The sequence below is a fragment of the Streptomyces canus genome, assembly GCF_001514145.1.
Classification (GTDB): Bacteria; Actinomycetota; Actinomycetes; order Streptomycetales; family Streptomycetaceae; genus Streptomyces; species Streptomyces canus.
The window spans coordinates 337,320-361,486 of sequence record NZ_KQ948665.1; the positions used below are offsets into that span (position 1 = coordinate 337,320).

General features: G+C 68.7%; 17 protein-coding genes and 1 pseudogene. 14 read left to right on the top strand and 4 right to left on the bottom strand.

Annotated elements, in window-relative coordinates; translation table 11 throughout:
• Window positions 1-230: 230 nt before the first annotated feature.
• Together AQJ46_RS30420 and AQJ46_RS30425 are read left to right on the top strand one after the other, a co-directional pair.
• Window positions 231-3,669: pseudogene (locus tag AQJ46_RS30420) on the top strand (trypsin-like peptidase domain-containing protein).
• A gap of 124 nt (window positions 3,670-3,793) precedes the next feature.
• Entirely contained in the window at window positions 3,794-4,744 is a 951-nt protein-coding gene (locus tag AQJ46_RS30425) for a bifunctional riboflavin kinase/FAD synthetase (RefSeq protein ID WP_059208594.1), read from the top strand.
• A gap of 70 nt (window positions 4,745-4,814) precedes the next feature.
• On the opposite strand, the gene AQJ46_RS30430 is transcribed toward AQJ46_RS30425, so the two are convergent.
• From AQJ46_RS30430 to eccE, 4 genes are all read right to left on the bottom strand, one after another.
• A complete protein-coding gene (locus tag AQJ46_RS30430) occupies window positions 4,815-7,811 on the bottom strand; it encodes an SCO5717 family growth-regulating ATPase (RefSeq protein WP_059208595.1) in 2,997 nt (998 codons plus the stop codon).
• Window positions 7,812-8,116: 305 nt separating this feature from the next.
• Window positions 8,117-8,443 carry a DUF397 domain-containing protein gene (locus AQJ46_RS30435; RefSeq protein ID WP_057616714.1) on the bottom strand — a complete coding sequence of 109 codons (327 nt, stop codon included), beginning with the start codon at window positions 8,441-8,443 and terminating at the stop codon, window positions 8,117-8,119.
• Between the two features lie 137 nt (window positions 8,444-8,580).
• Window positions 8,581-9,408 (bottom strand): hypothetical protein, encoded by an 828-nt coding sequence (locus AQJ46_RS30440; RefSeq protein WP_057616716.1) that lies wholly within the window; start codon window positions 9,406-9,408, stop codon window positions 8,581-8,583.
• The gene (gene eccE / locus AQJ46_RS30445; RefSeq protein WP_059208596.1) at window positions 9,408-10,733 is read right to left on the bottom strand and encodes a type VII secretion protein EccE; all 1,326 of its coding nucleotides are present in this window, start codon (window positions 10,731-10,733) and stop codon (window positions 9,408-9,410) included. Before eccE ends, AQJ46_RS30440 begins: the two co-directional genes overlap by 1 nt.
• A 195-nt stretch (window positions 10,734-10,928) precedes the next feature.
• On the opposite strand from eccE, the gene eccB reads away from it, so the two are divergent.
• The 12 genes from eccB (at window position 10,929) to AQJ46_RS30505 (ending at window position 24,100) form a co-directional block, all read left to right on the top strand.
• Window positions 10,929-12,491, top strand: a complete 1,563-nt coding sequence (eccB, locus tag AQJ46_RS30450) for a type VII secretion protein EccB (RefSeq protein ID WP_059208597.1) — start codon at window positions 10,929-10,931, stop codon at window positions 12,489-12,491.
• A 314-nt stretch (window positions 12,492-12,805) separates the two neighbouring features.
• A complete protein-coding gene (locus tag AQJ46_RS30455; protein ID WP_007385064.1) occupies window positions 12,806-13,126 on the top strand; it encodes a WXG100 family type VII secretion target in 321 nt (106 codons plus the stop codon).
• A 67-nt stretch (window positions 13,127-13,193) separates the two neighbouring features.
• Entirely contained in the window at window positions 13,194-13,487 is a 294-nt protein-coding gene (locus AQJ46_RS30460; RefSeq protein WP_057616722.1) for a WXG100 family type VII secretion target, read from the top strand.
• Window positions 13,488-13,620: 133 nt separating this feature from the next.
• On the top strand, window positions 13,621-14,919 hold the full coding sequence (gene mycP, locus AQJ46_RS30465) for a type VII secretion-associated serine protease mycosin (RefSeq protein ID WP_404828488.1): 1,299 nt from the start codon (window positions 13,621-13,623) through the stop codon (window positions 14,917-14,919).
• A gap of 5 nt (window positions 14,920-14,924) precedes the next feature.
• Complete coding sequence (locus AQJ46_RS30470) at window positions 14,925-15,239, top strand: hypothetical protein (RefSeq protein WP_059208598.1); 315 nt, start codon at window positions 14,925-14,927, stop codon at window positions 15,237-15,239.
• A 38-nt stretch (window positions 15,240-15,277) separates the two neighbouring features.
• Window positions 15,278-16,699, top strand: coding sequence for a WXG100 family type VII secretion target (locus tag AQJ46_RS55575; protein WP_079072485.1), 1,422 nt, complete (start codon window positions 15,278-15,280; stop codon window positions 16,697-16,699).
• Between the two features lie 88 nt (window positions 16,700-16,787).
• Window positions 16,788-18,104 carry a S8 family serine peptidase gene (locus tag AQJ46_RS52625; protein WP_167368237.1) on the top strand — a complete coding sequence of 439 codons (1,317 nt, stop codon included), beginning with the start codon at window positions 16,788-16,790 and terminating at the stop codon, window positions 18,102-18,104.
• Between the two features lie 123 nt (window positions 18,105-18,227).
• Complete coding sequence (locus tag AQJ46_RS55580) at window positions 18,228-19,085, top strand: hypothetical protein (protein WP_159064067.1); 858 nt, start codon at window positions 18,228-18,230, stop codon at window positions 19,083-19,085.
• A gap of 101 nt (window positions 19,086-19,186) precedes the next feature.
• The gene (locus AQJ46_RS30490) at window positions 19,187-20,353 is read left to right on the top strand and encodes a S8 family serine peptidase (protein WP_059208602.1); all 1,167 of its coding nucleotides are present in this window, start codon (window positions 19,187-19,189) and stop codon (window positions 20,351-20,353) included.
• Between the two features lie 246 nt (window positions 20,354-20,599).
• Window positions 20,600-21,124 (top strand): hypothetical protein, encoded by a 525-nt coding sequence (locus AQJ46_RS30495; protein ID WP_059208603.1) that lies wholly within the window; start codon window positions 20,600-20,602, stop codon window positions 21,122-21,124.
• Between the two features lie 264 nt (window positions 21,125-21,388).
• Window positions 21,389-21,823, top strand: a complete 435-nt coding sequence (locus AQJ46_RS30500) for a hypothetical protein (protein WP_225887419.1) — start codon at window positions 21,389-21,391, stop codon at window positions 21,821-21,823.
• An 87-nt stretch (window positions 21,824-21,910) separates the two neighbouring features.
• Window positions 21,911-24,100, top strand: coding sequence for a DUF6571 family protein (locus AQJ46_RS30505; RefSeq protein ID WP_059208604.1), 2,190 nt, complete (start codon window positions 21,911-21,913; stop codon window positions 24,098-24,100).
• Window positions 24,101-24,167: the final 67 nt, after the last annotated feature.

Consider the following 24,167-nt stretch of genomic DNA (forward strand, 5'->3'; position numbering starts at 1 on the left):
ACCCCTAGGGTGTATCCGCCCGTCCCCATCCATTCACCCGCGTGGGCAGGCGCTCGGAGTGAACCGGGGGAGTGGAAGGGGGCGCGTTCACCACACGATCTGTGCCGCCGATCACCGCGCACCTACCGTCGAAAACAGGAACGTGCGTACGGCGGGGAGGTACGGCCATGGCGGCAGAAGGTGACCCCGCCGACGGAACGGAGCCTCTCGCCTCCGGCGGCGGCGCGGAGATGCCACAGCGTGAGCTTGGTGGGATCGCCGAGCTCGTCGATCGCGAGGTTCGGCAACGGGGCCGGGAGCGTGACGAGGGGCTCGTGCGGATTCTTGATCTGGTCGGCCGGCCCCGGGGGATCGGGTTCGTGGCCGATCGGCGTGGCACCGTCGTCACCAGCCATGAGGCCGTCGACGGGCCGGCCCGGCTCGTGCTGCACGCCGGCGGTGACCGCGGTTGCGTGGTGTCCGCCGATGCCGTGACCGCGCTGCCCGAGCTGGACCTGGCGCTCGTCCGTACCGAAGGACTCGGCGTGGACCCGTTGCCGGTGTCCGTGCGCGACACCGTCGAGACCGGCACCTACGTCCGGCTCTCCGCCGGCTGCTGGCGCGAGGCCCGTGTGCTCGGCGCGGCCTCCGTGACCTACACCGCCACCGACCGCTTCCATCTCCTCGAAGACGTCCTGGAGTTGGCGATCGGCACCGCGGGACGGGACGCCCTGCGGCTGGGCGGCGGGGCCGCCGGAGGCCCCGTGCTCGACGCCGGGACCGGCGCGGTGGTCGCCGTCCTCGGCACCGCCCTGCAGTGCGGCCACCGCGACAGCGGATACGCGGTCCCGCTCCGCCCCGTCCGGACCGGCCCCCTCGCCGACCTGCTCGCGGAGAACGCGGCGACGGTCCCGGCGTACGGCGCCGACCTCAACCTCGCCGGCGTGCTGGAACTGACGGCCACCTCGGTGGCCCAGGACGGCCCGCCGGGCGGGCTCGCCGGTCACGTGGGCCGGGCAGACCCGACCGAGCCGGTCGAACGGGCCGCGGTCACCAGGGAGTTCGCCGCCTTCACCGAGGGCCCGGCCGGCGTCCTCGGCCTCGTCGGACCGCCCGGCAGCGGCCGTACGACACAACTCGCGGCCCTCGCCGCCCACCGCCACCGGGGTCCCGCCCCGGCCCCCACCCTCTGGCTGCGCGGCGCCGACCTCGAGGACACCGACGCCTCGGTGGCCGATGCGGCGAGCCGGGCTCTCACCAGGGCCGCCCGGATCGTGGCGACCTCCACGGACACCGTCGCCGCCGACCTGGGCGACACCTCCCCCGAGCGGCTGGCCCGGCTGGCCGGCACCGCGGGCCGCCCCCTGTTCCTTCTCCTCGACGGCCCCGAGGAGATGCCCCCGGTCCTGGCCCACCGCCTCGCCGAGTGGACGGAGGGCACGGCGCAGTGGCTGGCGGAGACGGGGGCGCGGCTGGTGGTGGCGTGCCGGGAGGAGTACTGGGAGGGCGCGGACCTCCCGGAGGAACTGCTGTACGGCAAGCCGGAGAGGCACCTTCCGCCCTGCGTGCGCCTCGCCGACCTCACCGACGAGGAGGCCCACCGCGCCCGGGCCAACCACTCCCTCCCCGAAGGCATCCTCACCGCCCCCGACGACCGGCACCCCCTGACCCTCAGGCTCCTCTCCGAGGTCCGCGCGGCTCTCCCGGACGCCCCTCACACCCCCGTGGACCGCGACGAGGTCTTCTCGGCGTACCTCGACCTGATGTGCCTGCGCATCGCGGTACGGCTCGCCACAGCGAGCGGTCTGCGCGGCACCGCCGTCCGCCGGCTCGCCGCGAAGGTCTCCGGCCAGGTCCACGAGGCCGCCCGCCGCAGCCTCGGTCCCGGGCAGGGGGAGCTGGACCGGGAGTCGTTCGAGGCGGTGTTCCCCTGGGGCCGGGCGCCGAAGCGGCTCGGCGGCACCGGCTGGGCCTCCGCCGTCCTCACCGAGGGCCTTCTCGTCCCCGCCGGCAGCGGCTACCGCTTCGCCCACGAGGAACTCGCCGACTGGATCCAGGGCACCCACCTCGACCTGGACGGGGCCCTGCTCGCCCTGGTCCATCGCCGCCGCACCGGAGGGGAACACCCCCTCCCCGTCCCGCACCACCGCATCGGCCCCGTCGTCCAGGCCCTGCTCCTCGTCGCCCGCCAGCACGGCGCACCGCAACTGGCGTACCGACTGGAGGAGTTGCTCCACGCGCTCGACGCCGACCCGCACTCGTGGTGGGCGGCCCACCTCCTCACCGAGACCCTGCTGCGCCTGCCCGACGCGACGCCGTACACCGATGTGCTGCGGCGGCTCACCGACCGCCTCGTGGACCGGCGCCGCCGAGAGGAACCGGTCCCGCCCGCGTTCGGGCCTTCCTTCTGGAACGCCCTCCCGCTCCCGTCCGGCGCCCGCTTCGACCTGCTGCGCCGCCTCGTCCTCGCCGACGGGCCCCCGCACGAGCCCGGCCCCCGGTTCCTGGACGCCGTGGCAGAGTTGCTGGCCACGCACCCCACCGCCGTACAGCCGCATCTCACCCGCTGGTTCGACGACGAGCGGCCACTGCCCGCGACCCCGCACGCGACCGTGGCGAAAGCCGCGCAGGCGCTGCTGCACACGCACCGGACCCGGGCCCTGGACGACCTCACCGAGGTGCTCGTCGGCTGCGCGCACCGGCGGGCCGACGAACTGCTCGCCGTGCTGGCCGAGGACGAGCCGTCGGCGGTGTGCCGGGCCGTGGACCGGTGGGCGCACGACGAGCGGCCGGCACGGCGGGTGGCGGCGGTGGCCTACGGACTGCGGGCCGCCCCGCACGTACGCACCGAGGCCGACCGCGAACTCCTGCGCTTACGCCGCCCTCGCACTGCTCGCCCGCCCTGAGGACCGCACCCTGCACGGCGGTGCCCTCGCCCTGCTGGTCCGCGACCCGCGCACGCGTGCCCGTCATCTCCCACAGGCGCTCGGGCACTTCGCGGCCGGCGACCCGCAGTTCCCGCCCGGCGCACTGGTCCCCGCGCTCGCCACCGACCCCGATCCGGTCCTGGAGGCCTTCCGGGAGCGGCTGCGCGGACCGGGTGGCGGGGAGGCGCTGCGCACGCTCGCCGACGTCACCACGCCCGCCCTGGCCCGCCGGGTGGCCGTGCTGGTGCGGGAGGCGGTGCAGCGGCGCCCGGAGACCGCCGGGGACGCGGCCGCGTACGTCGACCGGCGCCTCGACCAGGGTCCCGCTGCCCGGGCCGTGCTCCTCCCGCTGGTCACCGGACTGCTCGACGGCGCCTCGGAACGGGTGCGGGCCGCGCTGGCGGCCGTGCTCGTCGGCCCGGGCACCCCCGCCTCCGGCCCGCTGCGCCAGGAGCTCCTCGGACACCTCCTGGACCACGAACGGGAGCCCGCGGTCCTGGTCGCCCTGCTGCCCGCGGCCGCCGCGCGCGGCGGGGACGGCGTCCGCGACCTCGTCCGGCGCACGGGCCTCCTCCTCGTCCGCACCCCGCTGGGCGCGACGAGTTTCGACCGCGCTCTCGTCGACCTCGGCCGGCATGTGCCCGGGTTCGCCGCGCTGGTGGCCGGCTGGCTCGCCGACGCCCCGCAGGAGTGGGCGGGGGTGGTCGGCCCCAGCACCCGTCGGATGATCGAGAACCTGGCGGATGCACGGGTTCCCGCCTGACTCCGCGTGCGTCGGGTCACAGCCCCCATGCCGATGCGAGCGACGGGCACGCGGCATGGCACCCTTAGACCTGCGTAAGTCGCAAGAGTCAATACGGACACGGGTTCGACGAGGAGCGGTCACAGTGCAGCGCTGGCGTGGCTTGGAGGACATCCCCGAGGACTGGGGGCGCAGCGTCGTCACCATCGGTTCCTACGACGGGGTCCACCGCGGGCACCAGCTGATCATCCGGCATGCCGTGGACCGGGCGCACGAGCTGGGCGTCCCCTCGGTCGTCGTCACCTTCGACCCGCACCCCAGCGAGGTCGTCCGCCCCGGCAGTCACCCGCCGCTGCTGGCCCCGCACCACCGCCGCGCCGAGCTCATGGCCGAGCTGGGCGTGGACGCGCTCCTGATCCTCCCCTTCACCACGGAGTTCTCGAAGCTCTCGCCCGCCGACTTCGTCGTCAAGGTCCTGGTCGACAAGCTGCACGCCAAGGCCGTCGTCGAGGGCCCCAACTTCCGTTTCGGCCACAAGGCCGCGGGCAACTGCGACTTCCTCGCCGAGCAGGGCAAGACGTACGACTTCGAGGTCGAGATCGTCGACCTGTACGTGTCGGGCACGGCGGGCGGTGGCGAGCCCTTCTCCTCCACCCTGACCCGGCGTCTGGTCGCCGAAGGTGACGTGGAGGGCGCCGGGGAGATCCTGGGCCGCCCGCACCGGGTGGAGGGCGTGGTCGTCCGCGGGGCCCAGCGGGGGCGCGAGCTCGGCTTCCCGACCGCCAACGTCGAGACCCTCCCGCACACCGCCATCCCCGCCGACGGCGTCTACGCCGGCTGGCTGCACGCCCAGGGCGAGGCGATGCCGGCCGCGATCTCCGTCGGCACCAACCCGCAGTTCGACGGCACCGAGCGCACGGTGGAGGCGTACGCGATCGACCGCGTCGGGCTCGACCTGTACGGGCTGCACGTGGCGGTGGACTTCCTCGCCTATGTGCGCGGGCAGCAGAAGTTCGAGTCGCTGGACGCGCTGCTGAAGGCGATGGCCGACGACGTGCAGCGGTGCCGTGAGCTGATCGAGGGCGCGCAGGCCTGAGGCGCGCAGAGACGAGAAAAGAGGGCCGGCACCTTTGTGGTGCCGGCCCTCTTTCGCGCACTGCTTTCGTCTACTGCTGCGGTGGCTGTCCCGCGTTCGGGTCGTACGGCGGCTGCGGGAACCCGGGCTGCGGCTGACCCGGCTGACCGGTCTGCCAGGGCTGGCCGGGCTGTGCGCCGGGGAAGCCCTGGAACGGCGGCTGGGGCTGTTGCGGCTGCGCGGCCGGGGCCTGCTGGTGACCCGGCATCGGGGGAGCCATGGTCGGCGGCTGGTGGCCGCCCTGCCCCGTCCACAGGCCCTGCTCCTGCTGAGCCCGCACGAAGTCCTCGGCCACCATCGCGGCGAGGTCGAAGTACGCCTCCCGGACCTTCGGCCGCATCATGTCGAGGTCGACCTCGGCACCGGCCGCCAGGTGCTCGTCGAACGGTACGACGATCACGCCCCGGCAGCGCTGCTCGAAGTGGGTGACGATGTCCTCCACCTTGATCATCTTGCCGGTCTCGCGCACACCCGAGATCACGGTGATGGACCGCGAGACCAGGGACGCGTACCCGTGCGCCGACAGCCAGTCCAGCGTCGTACTGGCGCTGCTCGCGCCGTCCACCGACGGGGTCGAGATGATGATCAGCTGGTCGGCGAGGTCGAGGACCCCGCGCATGGCGCTGTAGAGCAGACCCGTGCCCGAGTCCGTGAGGATGATCGGGTACTGGCGGCCCAGCACGTCGATCGCGCGCCGGTAGTCCTCGTCGTTGAACGTCGTGGACACGGCAGGGTCGACGTCGTTGGCGATGATCTCGAGGCCCGAGGCCGCCTGGGACGTGAACCGGCGGATGTCCATGTACGAGTTGAGGTACGGGATCGCCTGGACCAGGTCACGGATGGTGGCGCCGGTCTCGCGCCGGACCCGGCGGCCGAGGGTGCCGGCGTCCGGGTTGGCGTCGATGGCGAGGATCTTGTCCTGCCGCTCGGTGGCGAGGGTGGAGCCGAGGGCGGTGGTCGTGGTCGTCTTGCCCACGCCGCCCTTGAGGCTGATCACCGCGATCCGGTAGCAGGACAGCACCGGGGTGCGGATGAGGTCGAGCTTGCGCTGCCTCTCCTGCTCCTCCTTCTTGCCGCCGAGCTTGAACTTCGAGCCACCAGGAGTGGGACGGCTGCTCTTGGCCTTCTGCTTCTTGCTGTTGACCAGTCGGTCCGAGGTCAGCTCGACCGCGGCGTTGTAGCCGAGCGGCGCGCCCGCGCCGGCGACCTGCTGCCGCTGGTCGTGCTGGACGGCCGCGGGCCAGGCTCCACCGGTACGGGGGTCCACGCCGGGCTGGCCCGGAGCGCCCGCGTAGGGGCCGGGCTGCGGTGCCTGCGGCGGCTGCTGCCCCGGGAACTGCGGCTGCCCCGGCTGGGCCTGCGGCTGTGCCGGGGGCGGCGGCACGGGCTGACCCGGCTGGCCGGGCTGTGCGGGGGCCTGCTGCTGGGGGTAGCCGTAGCCGCTCTGGTCGGGCTGGGGTGCGGGCGGTTGCGGGAAGCCGTAGCCGCTCTGCGGGTTCGGGGGCGCGGGCTGCTGGGGGTAGCCGTAGCCGCCCTGGCCGGGCTGGGGGGCAGGGGGCTGGGGGAAGCCGTAGCCGCTCGGCGGGTTTTGCGGTGTCTGTGGGTACTGCGGGTTCTGTGGGGCGGGGGGCTGTGGGTAGCCGTAACCGCCCTGTGCCGCCTGGCCCTCGGGCTGCGGCGGCGCGGCCGACCAGCCGCCGGGCGCCGGCTGCGGTGCCTGGGGCGCGGCCGTCGGCTGTGCGGGCGGGAGCGGGGCACCGGGCTGTCCACCCGTCGTCCACTCCGGAGCCGACGTCGGTGCCGTACCGGGGGCCGCCGACGCGTACTGGGGCGGGAGCGGCGGGACGGCGCCCTGGGGGGCCGGCGGGGGACGCCAGCCTTCCTGCTGGGCGTCGGGCTGCTCGGGGGTGGGGCTCTGGGCCGGCTGGGGCTGCTCGGGTACGGCGGCCTGCGGTGCCTGGGGCTGGTCAGGTGCGGTGGTCTGCGTGGTCGGGGCGTCGGGCGCGGCTGCCTGCGGTTCGGCGTCACCGGCCGGGGCGGAGGCCGGGGGCGTGTGGGCTTCCGGTGCCTCGGGCGCGGTGGCTTCGGCGGTGGGCGCCTGGGGGGCGGCCGTGCCCTCGTCGGTTCCGGTCTCGTCGTCGGAGGCGGATGTGGCTCCGGCCCCGCTCGGGGACGGGGCCGCCGGTGCCTCGGCGTCCGCCTCGGTGGACCCTTGCGGGGCTTCGGCAGGGGCGGGCGGTTCGGGGGCGGTGGGCGCGGAGGGTGCCTCCGGCGACGGGGCTGAGGGGGGCTGCGGGGCGCTCGTCGTCGTGGCGGAGGTGGAGGGCGCGTCGATACGGCTTTCCGCTTCACCTCCGGCGGAAGCCGCGCCGCCCTCTGCGGTGGGGGCTGTCGGGGGTGCGGGAGCCACGGGGGGCGCGGGAGGTGTGGGGGCTGTAGGGGCGACGGGGGGTGCGGGAGCCACCGGGGCAGCGGGGGGTACGGGAGCCGCCGGCGACGCGGTGGGGGCCGTAGGAGGAGTGGGGGCCTGCGGGTAGCCGTAGCCGCTCTGGGGGTTCGGCGGCGCGGGGGGCTGAGGGTAGCCGTAACCGGTCTGCGGGTTCGGCGGCGCGGGGGGCTGAGGGTAGCCGTAACCGGTCTGCGGGTTCGGCGGCGCGGGCGGCTGAGGGTAGCCGTAGCCGCTCTGCGGGGGCTGGGGGGCCGCGCCGGGGTTGCCCGCCCACGGCGGCGGCGGAGGCGTCGCGCCGGCCGGGCCCGCGGACGGGGCGAACTGCGGGCCGGGAGCGGGAGCCGACGGTGCGGAACCGGACGTATCGGGGTAACCGGGGTGCGGTGCAGGCGCGGTGGGGGCAGCGGCGGGCGCGGGAGGTTCCGCCTCGGCCTCGGGCGCCGCACTCTGCGTGTACCAGGCAGGCGCGGCGTAGTCGATGGTGAACTCGCCCGTCATCTCGGTGGCGGACTCCGCGTCGGACTGGTCGTCGCTGGGCGTGGTCCAGCCCGCGCGCAGCCCGTCCCGATCGCTCTGCACAATTCCTCCTGGTGTGGGGTCGAGCACCCTCGTGCCGTGTGGGCACTCATGTGCCGGGCTGGGGGCGACCGTTCCTGGTGTCCGATCCGTCTGAAGTCCCCTGGACGCGAACAACCCACCCGTGGGTTCTTACGTCGCACCCGCATCAAGCGTAAACGCCACCGGCGTCGGCGGGGCAGGCCCGTCCGCTGTGCTCTCGCGCCCAACGGACCGGTGCCTGCCGCGATGTCGGCCTTGTGACGGTTGTCCGTCTCTTGAAACCCGGGGCGGTTGGCTCTGTCCCGGCCGGGGCCGGGCCGTGGTGCCTACTCCGCCTGCTCCGCGGTGAGCCCGCCCTGGTGCGGTGCGGCCTCCAGGTCGAACTCGCCGTCGCGTGCGCCGAGTACGAAGGCCCGCCACTCCGCCTCCGTGTACCGCAGCACGGTGTCCGGGTCCAGGGAGGACCGCATGGCCACCGCGCCCTCGGGGAGGTAGGCGATCTCGACGCGCTCCTCGTGCTCCTCGGTGCCGGGCGCGCTGTGCCACTCGACGCCGGAGATGTCCAGGCCGTACAGCTCGTCCCGTTCCCGCGCCTTTCGCGCCTTGACGTCCTCGTCCGGGGTCTTTGCGGCGATGTCGTCCGCGTCAGTCATGGTCGGCGGGCCCTTTCTCATGAGCGAACCTCGTGCACGAGCACCCTACTTGGCCTGGGCCCTCTCACACGGCGCAACGGTTCGGTCACGAACTCGGGTGAGGGGCCGACACCTTGGCCGCGCCACGAGCCCGCCCGTCAGTCCATCCGGCGGGGCGCCCCGAGGAGACCGGTCTCCGCGTCGGTGGGCTGGGTCATCACGTACTGCCGGTGCTTCTGTGTGCACCACAGGGCGACGTTGTCGGCGAGGGACGGCAGCGACGCGGCGTCGCCCTGGGGCAACCGCATGGACTTGCCGACCACTTGGGACTCCTGCGGAGAGATCCGCTGGACCCCGACGACGTCCGCGTTGGCCAACAGTCGCGGGGCGGTCGGGCCGAGGTAGGGGAGCAGGGTCAGCACCGACTGCCAGGGCGCCGTGGTGAGACGGCTGCGCGGCGGGCGGATGCCCAGGTCGCGGATGATGAGCACCGGGCTGGCCGGGGAGGGGCCCTGTGGAGCGATCCGCCCCACCTGGTGCACCGTCACACACTGCTGGCCGCCGCCGGCCGCCTGCGCCATCGGTGCCCACAACTGCGGACGCGCCGTCTCCACGGCCACGCGCGCGCCGATCGCCGCCGCCCGCAGGGCGATGACCTGGGCCATCCAGGTGCCGCCCACCAGCACCATGTCCAACCGCGTGGGGCGGCACAGCCCCAGCACCGCGGGCTGGTTGTCCTGGTCGATGCCGAGGATCAGACCGTCGTCGCCGACGGGCAGCGTCAGCTGCGCCAGGACGTCGGCGTCGACGAGGTGACGCTCACGCCGGGGACCGAGCAGGCCGAAGGCCTCGCGCAGACGCCGCTCGGGACCGATCCGGGCGGGCTCGGGGGAGCGGGGCAGATGCCCGGGACGCTGTCCGGGGAAGCCCGGCGTCGACGATCCGAAGCCGGAGCGGCCGGAGGAACGGACGGTGGGAGCGGACATCAGCGGGTACCTCCCAGCGGCAGGGTGGCCAGAACTCCGGGCAGCTGCTCACGGTCGAGCCGTACGAGACCGACCTTGAACGCGGACGCGGCCCGCTCCAAGTGCTCGGCGGCTTCGCCCAGTTCGTTCTCACCGCGGCCGGTCAGGCGCACATGCCCGGACAGGGCGAGGACCTTGCCCCGGCGCCTGCTGATGGTGAGCGAGAAGGTGCTGGCCAGCGTGGGCGCCGAGGTCAGCGCGCCGACCAGCCGGGGGAACGCCGGACCGCCGCCGCCGAACTGCGGCCATCGGGAGATCCAGTACGTGGTGTGCAGCCGGTCGTCGCAGCGCCAGGTACGGGTGCTCTCGGCCGTACGGCGGCCCGAGCGGCTCCCGTCCAGCGCGGCACCGCCGGTCGTGGCCATCGGATTGACACAGCTGGAGGTCGCGATGGCGCCGCAGATGTCCGACTCGCTCAGCACCTTGGCCTGCATGCCGACTCCCATGAGACGGCTGGCGAGTTGGTCGGCGACGCGCAGCAGCGCCCGCCGGGCCCCCTGCATACCGCCACCACGGGCTTCCACGGCCTCGGGGCACAGCTCCGGGTCGAACTTGAGGGCGACCCAGGTGATGCGCAGCCCCGGTGTCATGCTCTGGGCCTGCAGCGGCCCGTAGGAGCGGACCGCCATGGCCTGCGGAGGCAGATGCGGTGCGGGTGCGGGCTGGGTGTGCTGGACGACCTGGACCGAGGCGAGCCGGATGTCGTCCACCTCCAGCAGGCCCTGCAGCAGATCGAGGGGGATGTCCCCGGTGCCGTAGGAAGGACGCAGCGGGGTGTCGGCGGCCTGCACCTGCACCAGCGCGGTGAGGAAGGTGCCGTCGCCGAGCATGCCGATCTCACGCTGCTCGCGGTCCTGGAAGCTGTAGGTGCGCAGCGCCGGGTCGCACTCGACGGCCGGGGCGAACCCGGGGTCGGTGCCGGGGGGCACGGGTTCGGCGTTGCGCTTGCGGCGGTCGCCGAGCGCGCGGGCGGTGCTGAACCACTCGGGCAGCGGACGCCCGCGCCGGCGCAGCAGTCCGGCCAGGACCAGCGGTACGGCCAGCACGATGCCGACGGTGAGACCGATGGGGCGCAGCAGCCAGCCGATCAGCAGGACCGCGGCGGCCAGTTCGAAGCCGACCAGGTGCTGGACGCGGATGGGGCCGATGCTGCCGGGGCGCCTGGCGAGCGACGGCGAGGCCGGACTCGGGCGCGTGGACGGCTGTGCCGGTTCCGGCCCCGGCCCCTGGTTCTCCTGGGTACGACGGCTGCCGTTACGCCGCCGGGACCTGGTCGCAGTGCTCATCCCCCGGTACAACCCCTTTGCATTGTCTGGCCGCGACTTGAGCTGGCGGCGGATCACCGTACCCCGTACCGTACGGTGCGATCGTCACACGGCATAGTAGAGGCCCCTGCAGGAGCAAACGCCACGGACTACCGGGCGGCCCTGGGGAGTTCCGCATTCGGCAACAAAGCGAAAAAACGGGGAGTTGACCCATCGATGGCGACACGTCGGGATGAGCTGAACGCTTACTCCTTCGCGCGCAGGCGCACGGTGGCGGCGTTTCTTCAGCCGTCACCGCACGGTTCGGAAGAGGCGGCACCGCGTCCCCTCAAGACCGTCCTGCCGAGTCTCGGTGTGGCGGTGCTGGTGCTCATCGGATTCGGCGCCTGGGGCATGCTCAGCCCGACCGCTCCGAAGGGCTGGAACCAAGAAGGCAAGAACATCCTCGTCGGCAGCGAGTCGACGACGCGCTATGTCCTGGTGAAGACCAAGGGCGAGAACAAGCTCAGCCTGCACCCGGTCCTCAACCTGGCCTCCGCCAAGCTGCTGCTGAACGGCGAGAACCCCCAGGTCATGAAGATCAAGGAGTCGGTGCTCGACAACAGCAAGTACCCGATGGGCGCCACCGTCGGCATCCCCTTCGCCCCGGACCGGCTGCCGTCCGCTTCGGACGCGGAGACGGTGAAGACCTGGGCGCTGTGCCAGTCGCCGGGGCAGGACGGGCAGCCCGTCAGCGCCACCTACGTGCTGGACAAGAGCGACTACAACAAGCTGCTGCACACGAAGGGCGAGCTGAAGCCGGGCCACGTCCTGTACATCGAGGGCCCGAAGGACCCCACCTCGCTCAGCGGCAACGGTCCGCGGTACATGGTCACCGATGACGGGAGCGCCTACCTGATCGGCGGCAAGGACTGGCGGCTCGACAGCAAGAACTCGCTGCAGGACATCGAGCGGGCCGTGTTCGGAGTCGGCAAGCCGCAGAGCGTCAGCCCGGACTTCCTCAAGACGCTGAACATCGCGGGAACCCTCGAGTTCCCCAACATGGGGGCGGAGGCGGGGGCGGAGGCGAATGTCGAGGGGCTCGCTCCCAACCTCTCCAAGGTGGGCATGATCCTCGAGGCCGGTTCCGGAGCCGTGCAGCAGAAGTACGTCGTGCTGAAGGACAAGGTCCAGCCGGTGTCCGACTTCGCGGCGCAGATGTGGATGCGCAGTCCTTTCATCAACTCCGTGTACGCGGGCAAGACCCCCGCGCCGGTGGAGGTCGGCTTCAACGACATCCACCCGGATACCGGCGAGTGGATGGACGAGATGAGGTGGCCCGACGAGCCGGTGGTCCAGGCCAACACGCACTGGGAGCGGGGCGGCAACAAGATCTCGTGCAGCGTCTGGCACGGCGGTGAGAAGAATCCGAGGACGGGCTCGGAGCTGATGACGGTGTGGACCGGCTCGGACTACCCCAAGGACCTCTCCCAGAGCGGTTCCCGGACCTACGTCTCGCCCGGCAGCGGCCTGCTGTTCAAGCGCCTCACGGGTGCCGACGCCGGTGGCGGCAGCACCTTCCTCGTCACCGACACCGGCCTGCGCTACTCGGTCCCCGCACGCAACGACAGCGCGGTCACCGGCGGCGAGAAGGCAGACACCCAGCAGACCAACACCGCCCAGGTCAGGCTCGGTTACGGCAAGATCAAGCCGGTCGCGGTGCCGGCCGCGTGGGCCGATCTGCTGGCGGCGGGGCCGGAGCTCAGCAGCGGGAACGCGGAGCAGGCGCAGGGGTCGTAGGCCGGCGTCCGGGCCGCAACGAGGGCTCTCCGCCAGGCTGTTGGGGCTGGGGGAGGGCCCTCGCGGTGTCTTCCTCCGTCGCCTTCGTCGGCCGCTTTGTTGGCCGCGCGCGTCGCGCGCGCATAGCAAACAACTTGTGAAAAAGGTGAGTTGAGTTCATCGCGATCTTGCTACAGAACCCTTCGGATGTTCGTTCTGTCGGCGGATGCGTCTAGAGTGGTGCCAGACCAGACTGGCTACGCCTGCCGCCCTTCGGCGGCGGTGTGCCGTGTGTGGGTCGACTCAGAACTCCTACGTCTCATGGGGGACACAACATGGCTGGACAGCAGTTCACCATGACCGAGGAGGAGATGGTCGCGTTCAGCGGCAAGATCTCCTCGGTCAACTCCTCGATCCAGGGCGAAATCTCCCGTCTGCAGACCGTGATCGACACGATCACGGGCGGCTGGAAGGGCTCGGCGGCCACCGCGTACAACAACCTGCAGTCGCAGGTGAACCAGGATGCCAACAAGATCAACCAGATCTTGAACGACATCAAGGAAGCGATCGACCAGAGCACCAAGGCCTACGCGGCTTCGGAAGAGGAGCAGCGCGCGTCCATCCAGAACATCGCGGCCTCGTCCCCCTTCGGATGATCGGACCCGTGCGCCGCGGCGCACGTCCGTGACCGACCATCCACACATCTGAGGAGACATAGAAGAGATGTCCGGGCAGATTCTTGTAAATTTCGCCACGATCTCCCAGGCCGCGCAGGACGTCCGCAGCACCGCGGGCAAGATCCGTACGCAGCTTGACGAGCTGGAGAGCGGCGTCAAGCGCATCTCCGCCAGCTGGGAAGGCACGGCGCAGGAGTCCTACCGCGCCAAGCAGGCCGAGTGGGACCAGCGCGCCGCCTCCATGCAGCAGACGCTGGAGGCCATCGCCAAGGCCCTCGACAGCGCCGCCCAGAACTACCAGGCGACCGAGTCGAAGAACGCCCAGATCTGGGGCGGCTGACGTGACCGCTTGATGGGGGCGGGTGCGCTGTCGCGCGCTCGCCCCCATCGGCGGTTCACGGGGCGTATGGACTTTTCCGCTCATAGCTGGTTCATGCGCCCCGTACAGGAACAAAACGGGAGGACGTAAGACAGTGGGATCCGGGGCATCGCGCACCGCGCGTCGAAGCGCCGCAGGCACCGCCGCCGTCGCGGTACTGGCCTGTGGGCTGCCCTTGGCGGGGGCCACACCGATTGCCGCCGCCGAGCGCGTGCGGACCACCTTGGCCGACGACGACGTGCGCTTCCAGGTCGACGACACCAGCTGCTCGTTCCCGTCCGACATCATCAAGGGAACGCCCTGGTCGCTGCAGCGTGTCGTTCTGGACCAGCTATGGCAGGACACCAAGGGCAAGAACGTCAAGGTCGCCGTCATCGACACCGGTGTCGACACCGTCAACGCGCAGCTCAAGGGCGGCGCCGTCGCCAACGGCAAGGACTTCCTGCACCCGGGCGGCAACGGCAAGACCGACAAGGTGGGCCACGGCACCAAGGTGGCGGGCATCATCGCGGCCCGGAAGCTCGACGGCACCGGATTCATCGGCCTCGCCCCGGAAGCGACGATCATCCCGATCCGCCAGAACGACGACCAGGGCAGCGGCAATGTCGACACGATGATGCAGGCGATCAAGTACGCGGCCGACGCCGGCGCCAAGGTCATCAACATCTCGCAGGACACCGCTTCGAAGATGGACCCGACGGTCGACACGGCTTTCCGGGCGGTCATCAAGTACGCCCAGGACCAGAAGGACGCCCTGATCGTCGCGGCGGCCGGCAACGACGGTGCGGACGGCAAGATCAAGGAGACGTACCCGGCGGCGTACCCGGGCGTGCTGGCGGTCGCGGCTTCCGACCGCAACAACGCCCGTGCCCCCTTCTCCCAGTCGGGCCCGTTCGTGGGCGTCGCGGCGCCGGGCATCGACATGGTCTCGACCGTCCCGGTGGGCGGCAACTGCGTCGACCAGGGCACGAGTTTCGCGGCCCCGTACGTCTCGGGTGTCGCGGCGCTGATCCGCGCCAAGCACCCGGAGTGGACCTACAAGCAGGTCATCACCCAGATCGAGCAGACGGCGGACCGGACCAAGGCGGGCCGCGACGACTTCGTGGGCTGGGGCGTCATCGACCCGGCCGCCGCGGTCAACGACGACACGACGGCGCCCTCGGCCGACGGCCCGAAGCCGGACTCGGTCGGCCCCGCGGGCGACTCCGCCAACGTCCAGGCCGCGACACTGGTCCTCGGCGAGTCCGAACAACAACGAACGGAACGCTACGCGCTGTACGTCCTGGCGGCCGGGTTCGCGTTGGTGCTGCTGCTGTTCGGGGGCGGGCGGGTTCTGAGCGACTGGCGACGTAAGCAGGGTGTGGGTAACAACGTGGAGTCAACGGGGAGCTGAGCATTATGGCTGAGCAGTACAAGGTCGATCTGAGTGAGATCGAGGGGACGATCACCAAGCTGAACGCTGTCCTCAAGAACATGTCCGCGTCCAAGGCGAGTGTAAAGAACAAGACGTATCTGCCGCAGGGGGCTCTTGGGACTGGGTTCGGGGAGGCAGAGACGCTGTACACGGCTCATGATCAGATGAAGACGGTCCTTGAGGGTGTCGTCCAATACCTCGAAGACCTACTGGACGACTTCGGGCAGAAGACGAAGAAGACGCATGATGCGTTCAGCGACGCTGAGGCGGAGAACTACTCCGCGTTCCGAGGGAAGTGACAGGTGTTCTGCTACATGGAGATGAGGGGGCAGTAACCATGGGCGACAAGGGCATCGGCGACCTGCAATACGTGCCGGCAAACCAGTGCTTTGCGGCAAAGCCCACCACGAAATTTGGGCTTGAGTGCGACATGGACCAGATGAAGGCGATGGTCCAGGGCGCAGACGCGGGAACGGTCCAGTCGGTCGCACAGGGCTGGGCAGATCTCAGCAATGACCTCGTCGGCAGCGGCGGCATCAAGGAAGCTCTTGATACCGCTGTCCAGCACGTCCTGGGGCATTGGGAAGGTCAGAGCGCAGATCTCTTCAGGGAGCGGGCCAAGGAGATCAGTAAGACGCTCACCGACAGTGCCGGGTATGCGGACAACGTCGCGGCGTCCCTCCGTGGCGCGGCTGCGATCCTCTCGCGTGTCAAGGACACGGTTATGGCGATGGAGAAGCCGGGCAAGCTCTCCAGCGCGGCGGACTTCATAGGAGATCTTGGCGACCGGGATGGAGGTCCGGCTGCTGACAACGCCCTTAGGAGTGGGGCCAGTTCGGGGGATGTCCTCGCCAATAAAGAGGGCAGTCTGTCGGCGGGACGAGAAGCTCAGCTCAAGATGGCTGAGCAGATGGAGATTTTGGGGGCGGCCTACAACAGTCGGGCCCTGGAGATGGGGAGGTGGAGGGGCAGTATTGACGATACCCAGGACTACCCTGGCGATCCCAGCGGCGGCGTTGCCCCTGCTCCCGTGATTATGCCCACAGGGACCGCAACGCGAAGCCCGCAAAAGGTATCGGGGGGCGCTGCTCGTAGTGGTGGCCAGACCAGCACGATCGGCTCCTCCAAGCCTGTGGCTCCGCCTTCGGGCATCACAGGTGGCGCGCATAAGGCGACGCCGCAGACCCCGAATGTCGGCACAGCGATTGATGGCATCACCGGTGGACGGACTGGTGCGCCGACGGTCGGCGGGGCAGGCATGGCCGGTGGTGGATCTGTCAGTGGTGTCGGTGGCATCGGTGGTGGTGTCGGTGGTGCTGGCTTCGTCGGTGGTGCGGTTGGAGGTGCGGCTGGAGCTGGTGCCGCTCGCGGCGGCATGGTCGGTCGTGTCGGAGCTGCGGGCATGGCAGGTCGTGCCGGTGCCGGTGCCGGCGGCGTGGGCGGCGCAGGCGCTGCCAAGGGTGCAGCCGGACGTGTAGGAGGCACGGCTCGTGGTGGCGTAGTCGGTGGCACGCCCAAGTCCGGTACAGGCGCGGGTAGGGGCACTGCCGGCGGTTCGGGCCTACACAGCAGCCGCGGTGCCGCAGGCAAGGGAGGAGCCAGCGCCGTTCGCAAGGGGGGCGTCGCAGGCGCCCCCGGTTCGCGCACTGGCCGCCGCAAGGAAGACGAACAGCACGAGGGCGAGCGTCCCGACTACCTGGTCGAGGACGAGGAGACCTGGACCCCGCAGACCAACGCGGCCCCTCGAGTCATCGAGTAGTCGTCTGAGGTCCAGTGGCAAGTGACAGGATGCGTGGGCGTGGTCAGAAGACCACGCCCACGTTAGGTAACGGGAGATGGAACACGGAATGGCCTTCAAGCGAACGGCACATGCGCTGAGTGTTACAGCATTGACTGGCGCTCTGGTCCTGGCAGCGGCTCCGGCTTCCTTTGCCGACCAGACCAGAGATGACCAGTGGGCGCTGGACGCATTGCAAGCCGAATCGGTTTGGAAGGTCTCCACCGGCAGCGGTGTCACTGTTGGTCTTATTGATAATGGTGTCAATTCCGACCATATCGACCTGAAGGGCAACGTGCTCAAGGGGCGAGACTTCGAGGACGATGACGATGATGCAAGTCCTGAAGGAGCCAATTCGGGCTCAGGTCACGGCACGGGAATGGCTTCGATTATTGCTGGCCATGGTCATGGTCTAGAGGGAGATGATGGTGTCAAGGGGTTGGCGCCAGACGCTAAGATTCTCCCTATTCGGTCGGGTACCAATGGCTATGCGGATGCGATCCGCTACGCCGTGGATCACGGTGCCTCAATCATCAACATTTCCGAATTTCAGACGCAGGATCTCCCGCAGGACCGAGAAGCTGTGACATATGCACTTGCGCATAATGTCTTGATCGTCTCAGGTTCGGGCAACAACGGTAGCACCAATATTCAGTTTCCCGCGAAATATCCTGGTGTGCTAACTGTCGGTGGCGTGGACAGTAGTGGAAAAGTTTGGGAGAAATCTAACTACGGGCCTGAGGTTCTTCTGACTGCGCCAGCTACTCGCATTGTGCACGCAGGGTGGCCAGGCAATAGTAAGCTCGGTATCGGAGACGGAACTTCAGACGCTACTGCCTACGTGTCTGCTGCCGCAGCGTTGATCCGAGCAAAGTTCCCTGACCTCACGGCGGGGCAGGTTGCCAACCGGCTCGTGAAGACCGCTGTCATCCCCGCATCGGTGAAGGGTATCTCCCTGCCGGACGAGAAGTACGGTTATGGGATCGTTAATCCGCTTAATGCTTTGACGAAGAATATTCCTGCGGGATCCAAATATGGGCCGCTCAACGTCTCAGGCGACAGTAGCTCGTCCTCTGCTCCGAGCGCTGGCAACTCTGCCACTGGCAGTGCTGCTGAAGACGAAAAGGGAGACCAGAACCAAGTACTGTTTCTCGTCATCCTTGCCGTCACTGCCGTGGTTGTAATTGGTCTTATTGTGCTCCTGGTTGTGAAGCTGTCCCGGCGCAACAAGAACAATGGACCTGGGGGCTCGACCGGTCCGTCTCACTACGGCCAGCCCTCGGCCTCCCCGCAGCAGAATCCGTACCAGCAGCACGTAACCCCGCAACAAAACCCGTACCAGCAGCAGTCCACCCCGCCTCAGGGCCAATGGCCGCCTCAGCAGTAGCTGCCTGAAATAGATTGGCACCAACCGCGCGTGACATAGCCGAACCTCACGTTCGCGTGGAAATGCGAAATAACGAGGGCACGCCTGGGTTGTTTGCTTAAGTCGCTAAAAAGGGAAACTCAAGTGCACTCCAGCCAACCTCCGGGATATACGCCCCCCGGCTCATCGGCATATGGTGGCTTTCCTCAAGGAGCCTCGCCTACTTCACCGGAAGTTCCTTATCCGTCCTACCAGTCGACACCGCCGGCGAAGTCAAAGGGGCGTGCCCGTAAAACCTTCGGTATCCTGCTGATGGTGTTCGGTGTTTTTCCGCTTCTCGGTTCGGCCTTGACCGTCTACAAGACCATTCAGGACTCCAAAGAGCAAAATTCGAACGATGCGTTCATCCCCAAGGCATGGCATAACCTTCGGAGTGACGACATTTTTCCTGCCCGTTTTACTAGCAGGACTGTTGGTGACGATTCAAAGGTTTGGGCACGTCAAGGGATCGCCGAAGGTGCTTCATGCAAGGAGGCGTTCTCCGCTGATTTTTCGGGAAACGTGGCCGACGGGTGCAAATTTGTGCTGCGAGCGACTTACACGGACGTGGGCGGCGAGATGGTCGCGACCGTTGGCCTAGTGGTGGCCAATACGCCGGCCGCCGCCGAGGCAATCGAATCCCGGATCGAGAGGATTCAGAGCGACGCGGTGGGTTCCGACCGAGCGCCTACGGTTCGGCCGTTTGCCGTTCCTGGTACGCAGGCGGCCGCCTGGTCGGAGAAGATGGGTATCGGTGGTGCTGCGACGCAGGTCTACCTGCCGGATTCGCCGTATACCGTAACCATCACCACGGGGCCCACGGACTCCGCCCGTCCAGTCGGTCAACTACCTGAACCATGGGCCTTCATTGGCTTTGAAGAGAGAGCCCCCTACAGAAACACAGCGAAAGCTCTCGCGGCGATCTATGCCGATGATCTGCGGCGGACGGTGTTGGGCAAGTGATCAAGCGAATTATGAAGAGCGCGCTCCTGGCAGGAGTCCTGACAGTGGCCAGCGTGTCAGCTGCCTCAGCCGCCCCTGCACGGGGCTGGGAGCTACCGGCCATGTCCGTCCCGGCTGCCCACACCATCAGCCAGGGCGAAGGCGTCACGGTTGCGGTCGTTGACACTGGCATCCGTACTGACCATCCCGTGCTGAAGGGCCGTGCGACGGAGGGACCGGACTTTCTCCAGGCGAATGATAAGTCTGAGTCATGGTACGGCGAGCATGGCACGGCGATGGCATCCAGCGTCCTCGATATTGCCCCCAAAGCGAAGATTCTGGGGCTGCGCGTAATCCGGGATGAGGACGACCCCAACTATCAGGGGGGCAAAATGAGTAACCCTGATGCGCTCTCGCAGGCGATCATCTACGCAACGGATCACGGAGCCGATGTTATCTCGATGTCCATCGGTTCCAGGACCCTCTTGAATAGTTACGACGAGAAGGCCCTGAAGGCTATTGATTACGCCCTGTCTAAGGGCGTCGTACTTCTTGGCGCAGTAGGCAACCTAGGGGACACGTCAGAGGGGGGCGACAATGCTATTTCTTATCCGTCGGCCTACCCGGGCGTCATCACTGTGGCGGCCTCAACCCCGGACGGATCGCGCGCATCGTTCTCGTCCGTGCACTCATACGTTGACATCGCCGCTCCGGGCGTTGCCATCTACGAAGCGGACTACCGATCCAGCGGTCGTACGTCCGGCGAGGGAACATCTACAGCCTGTGCACTGGCTGCGGGCGTAAGTGCGCTGATCGTCTCGAAGTATCCGGATCTCGCGCCGCGTCAGGTGGAGAAGGTCCTCGAAGAGACTGCTTCACATTCCTCCCGTGGGTACAGCGCGGAGACCGGCTATGGAGTGGTCAACGCGAAAGCGGCACTACAGGCTGCGGCCAAGCTCGCTCCAGAGAAGAAGGTAGCGATCGGGGACACCGGGACCGGTTTGCACTTCGGCCCCGGAGACGACGGCACGCCCAAGACGTACTCCCAGGGTATGGACTTCTTCAAGGTTGGGCTTGCGGCCGTCGGGTCCCTCACCACGCTCCTCTTCATGCTCGGCGGCTTCTGGCTCTTCAAGAGCGGTCGTCGACTGCAACGTCAGGGGCCCGGGGGCGGTGGGCCTGGCGGTTCTGTCGCGTATCCGCAATACGGCCAACAGCCTGTCCCGCCACAGCAGAATCCGTACCAGCAGCCCACCCCGCCTTCTGGTCAGTGGCCGCCGTACCAGTAGACGCAATCAGGCCCGAGTGACTCACCTGCACTGGACCGGAGGCCACCATCGTCTCCGCGGCTTTCAGCTCTGCCCAGACGGTCTGCCCGACGCGGCCCTCGCGTTCTCGTACATCCCAGCGATAGGTCAAGACTTTCACAGCAGTCCGCAGCTGGTTCCACGCTGTCCAAGGCTGCGAAGGACAGTCCCGCTGCCGAGCCGAACGGTGTCGACAAGCTCTCCGCGAAGGAGATCTGCAACACGGACATGAAGACCAATGCCGGGGCGGGATCCTGTCGCGACAAGATGGAGAGCGACGGCAACAAGAGCGAGCTGCGGCTCTCCGCCACGGAATATATGGGCAGCGTCATGATCTCGGAGAAGGGTTCCTTCGCCAAGCCTGATTCGACCTACGCCGAGAGCAGGAACTCCGCGCTCAATGAAAGGCTTTCTCCGCCGAGAAGTGGACCCACGGCACGCCGAGCAAGGCACTCATGTCGAAGCTGCTCCTGGTGTCACCAGGAGCAGTTCGGCGCCCCCGACCCGCTCGATGCCGACAGCAAGGCGACCAAGGGCAACGTGACCACGGTGGACGGTCAGCAGGCCGTGGCGGTCGTACTGGCGGAACATGGGGAGTCCGTCACGTGGTACGTGGCGACCACTGGCAAGCCGTACTTCATCAAGCAGGACAGCACCCGTGACAACATGCAGGACCTCACGGACTCCGACTTCGGTAGGCCGGTGGGTGCGAAGGCGCCGGCCGGGTCCGTCGTGGAAGAGTCGGCCGTCTGATCTCCGGTGAGCGGCTGACGGCCCGGCGGGTACCCACCGGGCCGTTCGTGTTCACTTATGCGTCCCACAGTGCGGCCAACAGTGGGCCGCGCAAAGGAAGATCCGGTATCTTTCGGCCTGCTGATTGGCATGTCCTTGCCTAGGTCGCCGAGCGCGAGGCTCGGCCGGAGTGGGCACCTCACGTCGTACGGATGCAACGAAATCCGTCGGCGAGTGAATGGACCGGGCATGCCCACCACTTACACAACGGGGATGGGACAAGGGATGAGTACTCCCTTCGATGCACCGCAGCAGAGCGGATCCACTCAGACGCGGCTGAACTCCGTGCCCGCAGAGGGCGGTGGCGGGGGCGGCGGTGGCGGTACCAACGTCGACACACAGCGCCTTGATGAGGCTGCCAACGCGCTCGTCGAACTGCGCGGTGACACCGAGAACGTCGACAACGGCGCCGACGACGACTGCCTGAGCGCCTCCAGGGGGCTGAACAAGCACAGTGCCGGGGGCATGGCCGAGGCGGGCTCCTGGGCCACCGCCGGTTCCCTGGTGACCATGGACGTGCGTTGGGGCTCCCAGGTCCTCAACCTCAAGAGCCTGCTCCAGGACATCAGCGACAAGCTCCACACCACCTCCGGCCACTACACCAGCACCGAGCAGGAGGAGCAGGCCCGGCAGCGCTCGATCAGCACGCCCTTCGGGTGAATGGGGCCGCCCGGGCCGTCGCTCCTAGCGCTGCCCGGGTGAGCCCATCGAGTCGGACCGGATCCCCCTCACAAGGAGCAGTCGCACATGGTGTCCATCCCCTACCTCGACAAGGCCGACCTCGGCCCGCTGGCCGACGCCGCCGCGTCCTGGAAAGCGTTGCCGGCCAAGTACGACGCGTTGCAGCGGGAGTTCGAGCAGCGGGTCATCAACCACCTCAGGGGCCACTGGGAGGGTGACGCGGCCGAGGCTGCCTTCGTCACCATGGGCAAGGCCCGTACGGAGTACGAGAACGCCGCCACCGAGGCGGAGCGCATCGCCAAGCTGCTGCTGGACGCGCACGGCGAATTCGCCGCGTCTCAGAAGCAGTTGCACGCCCTGCTCGACGAGGCCCGCAACGACCACTACAAGGTCTACGACGACGGGCGCGTCGAGGACGTCGACCCGCGGCAGGACAGCCCGACCGCTTCCGCTTCTCCGGGTCTCGCCGAGGAACGCAAGAAGAAGCTGGACTCGCTCGTCTCCCGGCTGACGCGGGTCCTGGAAGTGGCCACCGCCGCGGACGAGGCCGCCAGTTCGGCTCTGGAACGCGACGCCAACGGCGACAGCCAGTCCTTCAACACCAGCGTCTACACCACCCTCGACTCCGTCGAGGCCGACCAGGCGGCCGCCCTGATGAACAAGAAGGGCCGGCTCTCCGACGCCGAGATCACCAAGCTCAACCTGCTCCTCTCCGCCAACAAGAACGACCCAGAGTTCTCAAGGGACTTCGCGGTCAAGACCGGTGGCGAGAACATGCTGAGCAAGTACAACGAGCTCATGAGCCCGCCAGCCGGCACCACGCTCTCCAAGGCGCAGCTGGCCCAACTCAAGGAGCTCAAGGCGAACCTGGGCACCACCATCGGCACGGCCACCACGTCGGACGACAACGGGAAGCCCGACAAGGACATCACCAAGTTCCAGAACGACCTGCTCAAGGCGGGCCAGCGCGACTTCAACGCCAACCCCACCGAGTCGCCGTACGGCCTCAGCGGCTACCAGCTCACCAGCAGCCTGATGAGCGAGGGCAAGTGGGACAAGGACTTCCTCCAGGACTACGGCGACGCGCTGATCACCGCGGAGAAGAACGGCGCGAACGCGGGGCAGAACCCGGACGCGTACTGGGGCTATCCGCGGACGCTGGGCACGACCAACATCGGGGCGCTCGACCCCATGACGGGATTCATGGACGCGCTGGGGCACAACCCGGACGCCTCCACCGAGTTCCTTACCTCCGAGGCCACCATCGACGGCGAGAAGGTCGATCACCTGGACTACCTGCTGAAGGACCGACACTGGCCCGAGGGTCCCGGCTACACGGGCGATCCCGGGAACCCCAGCGGGTACAACAACCTCGGGCATGCCCTGGAGTCCGCGACCTCGGGCCGCTCGTTCGACGACGACGGTGCTCCGGTCAAGCACACAGCCGAGCGCGCAGCCCTCATGAGCCACGTGGTCGACACCGTTGGCGGCGATCCTGGCCTGGCCAGCGGCTCTCCCCGGGACGCGTTGCGTGACAGCCTGGGCAACATGACGGCCGAATACATGGCGGACGTCCAGGCTTCCATCGGAAACGAGCAGGGCACGATCAAGCCCTTCGGGGCGGATGCCAATCTGGACACGGGCAAGCTCCAGCCGTTCCTCGCGACGGTCGGTCGCGACCCGGATGCCTATGTCGCGATCACAGAGGCCTCGCAGGCCAACACCGCCATTTGGATGCAGCAGGTGGCGGAGAGCAACCCGTCGGACATGGCCACCGCGATGGAAAATGTGGCCCACCCGGGCGGCGTCGTGGCGGGCATCCTCAGCGATGCACGTGACCAGGCCATCTTCGAGGAGCATTCGGCGTCCGACAAGGACTTCAACGACGCGGTGGCTCTGGGCGACAAATGGGCGGGCCGGGGTCTGGGGATGGCGGTCGGCGCGGCGACGAACACCGCAGCTCCGATCGTCGGAACGATCGCAGGCTGGGCGGTGGAGGACATCCAGGCACTCGTGGTGGACCAGGTCCAGCAGGACACCGTGGACGAGGCCAAGCACGAGGCGAGCGAACGGTATGCCGAGGGCAGGGAAGCAGTCAGGTCTTCGAGCGCGGAATCACTTCGCCAGGCCATAGCGCACTCCGGTGTGCAGACGTCCGACAAGGACATCAATGTGTATGCCGAAGCCGCGGCCCGGGCCGCGGAGGACGGATACTCCGCAGGAACCACCTGGAACTCCTCCACGAGCGGACGGTGATCACGAAAGTGCCCAGCCTTCTGGAACCACGCGTCCGCTCCGGGCCACCAAGGACACTCTGGCCGTT

Bases quoted from the DNA above. Each gene is read 5' to 3' on its own strand.
- AQJ46_RS30435 (WP_057616714.1), bottom strand. From the start codon at position 8,443: ATGACTGACGCGGACGACATCGCCGCAAAGACCCCGGACGAGGACGTC.
- AQJ46_RS30440 (WP_057616716.1), bottom strand. From the start codon at position 9,408: ATGTCCGCTCCCACCGTCCGTTCCTCCGGCCGCTCCGGCTTCGGATCG.
- eccE (WP_059208596.1), bottom strand. From the start codon at position 10,733: ATGAGCACTGCGACCAGGTCCCGGCGGCGTAACGGCAGCCGTCGTACC.
- eccB (WP_059208597.1), top strand. From the start codon at position 10,929: ATGGCGACACGTCGGGATGAGCTGAACGCTTACTCCTTCGCGCGCAGG.
- AQJ46_RS30455 (WP_007385064.1), top strand. From the start codon at position 12,806: ATGGCTGGACAGCAGTTCACCATGACCGAGGAGGAGATGGTCGCGTTC.
- AQJ46_RS30460 (WP_057616722.1), top strand. From the start codon at position 13,194: ATGTCCGGGCAGATTCTTGTAAATTTCGCCACGATCTCCCAGGCCGCG.
- AQJ46_RS30470 (WP_059208598.1), top strand. From the start codon at position 14,925: ATGGCTGAGCAGTACAAGGTCGATCTGAGTGAGATCGAGGGGACGATC.
- AQJ46_RS55575 (WP_079072485.1), top strand. From the start codon at position 15,278: ATGGGCGACAAGGGCATCGGCGACCTGCAATACGTGCCGGCAAACCAG.
- AQJ46_RS52625 (WP_167368237.1), top strand. From the start codon at position 16,788: ATGGCCTTCAAGCGAACGGCACATGCGCTGAGTGTTACAGCATTGACT.
- AQJ46_RS30490 (WP_059208602.1), top strand. From the start codon at position 19,187: ATGTCCGTCCCGGCTGCCCACACCATCAGCCAGGGCGAAGGCGTCACG.
- AQJ46_RS30495 (WP_059208603.1), top strand. From the start codon at position 20,600: ATGAAGACCAATGCCGGGGCGGGATCCTGTCGCGACAAGATGGAGAGC.
- AQJ46_RS30500 (WP_225887419.1), top strand. From the start codon at position 21,389: ATGAGTACTCCCTTCGATGCACCGCAGCAGAGCGGATCCACTCAGACG.
- AQJ46_RS30505 (WP_059208604.1), top strand. From the start codon at position 21,911: ATGGTGTCCATCCCCTACCTCGACAAGGCCGACCTCGGCCCGCTGGCC.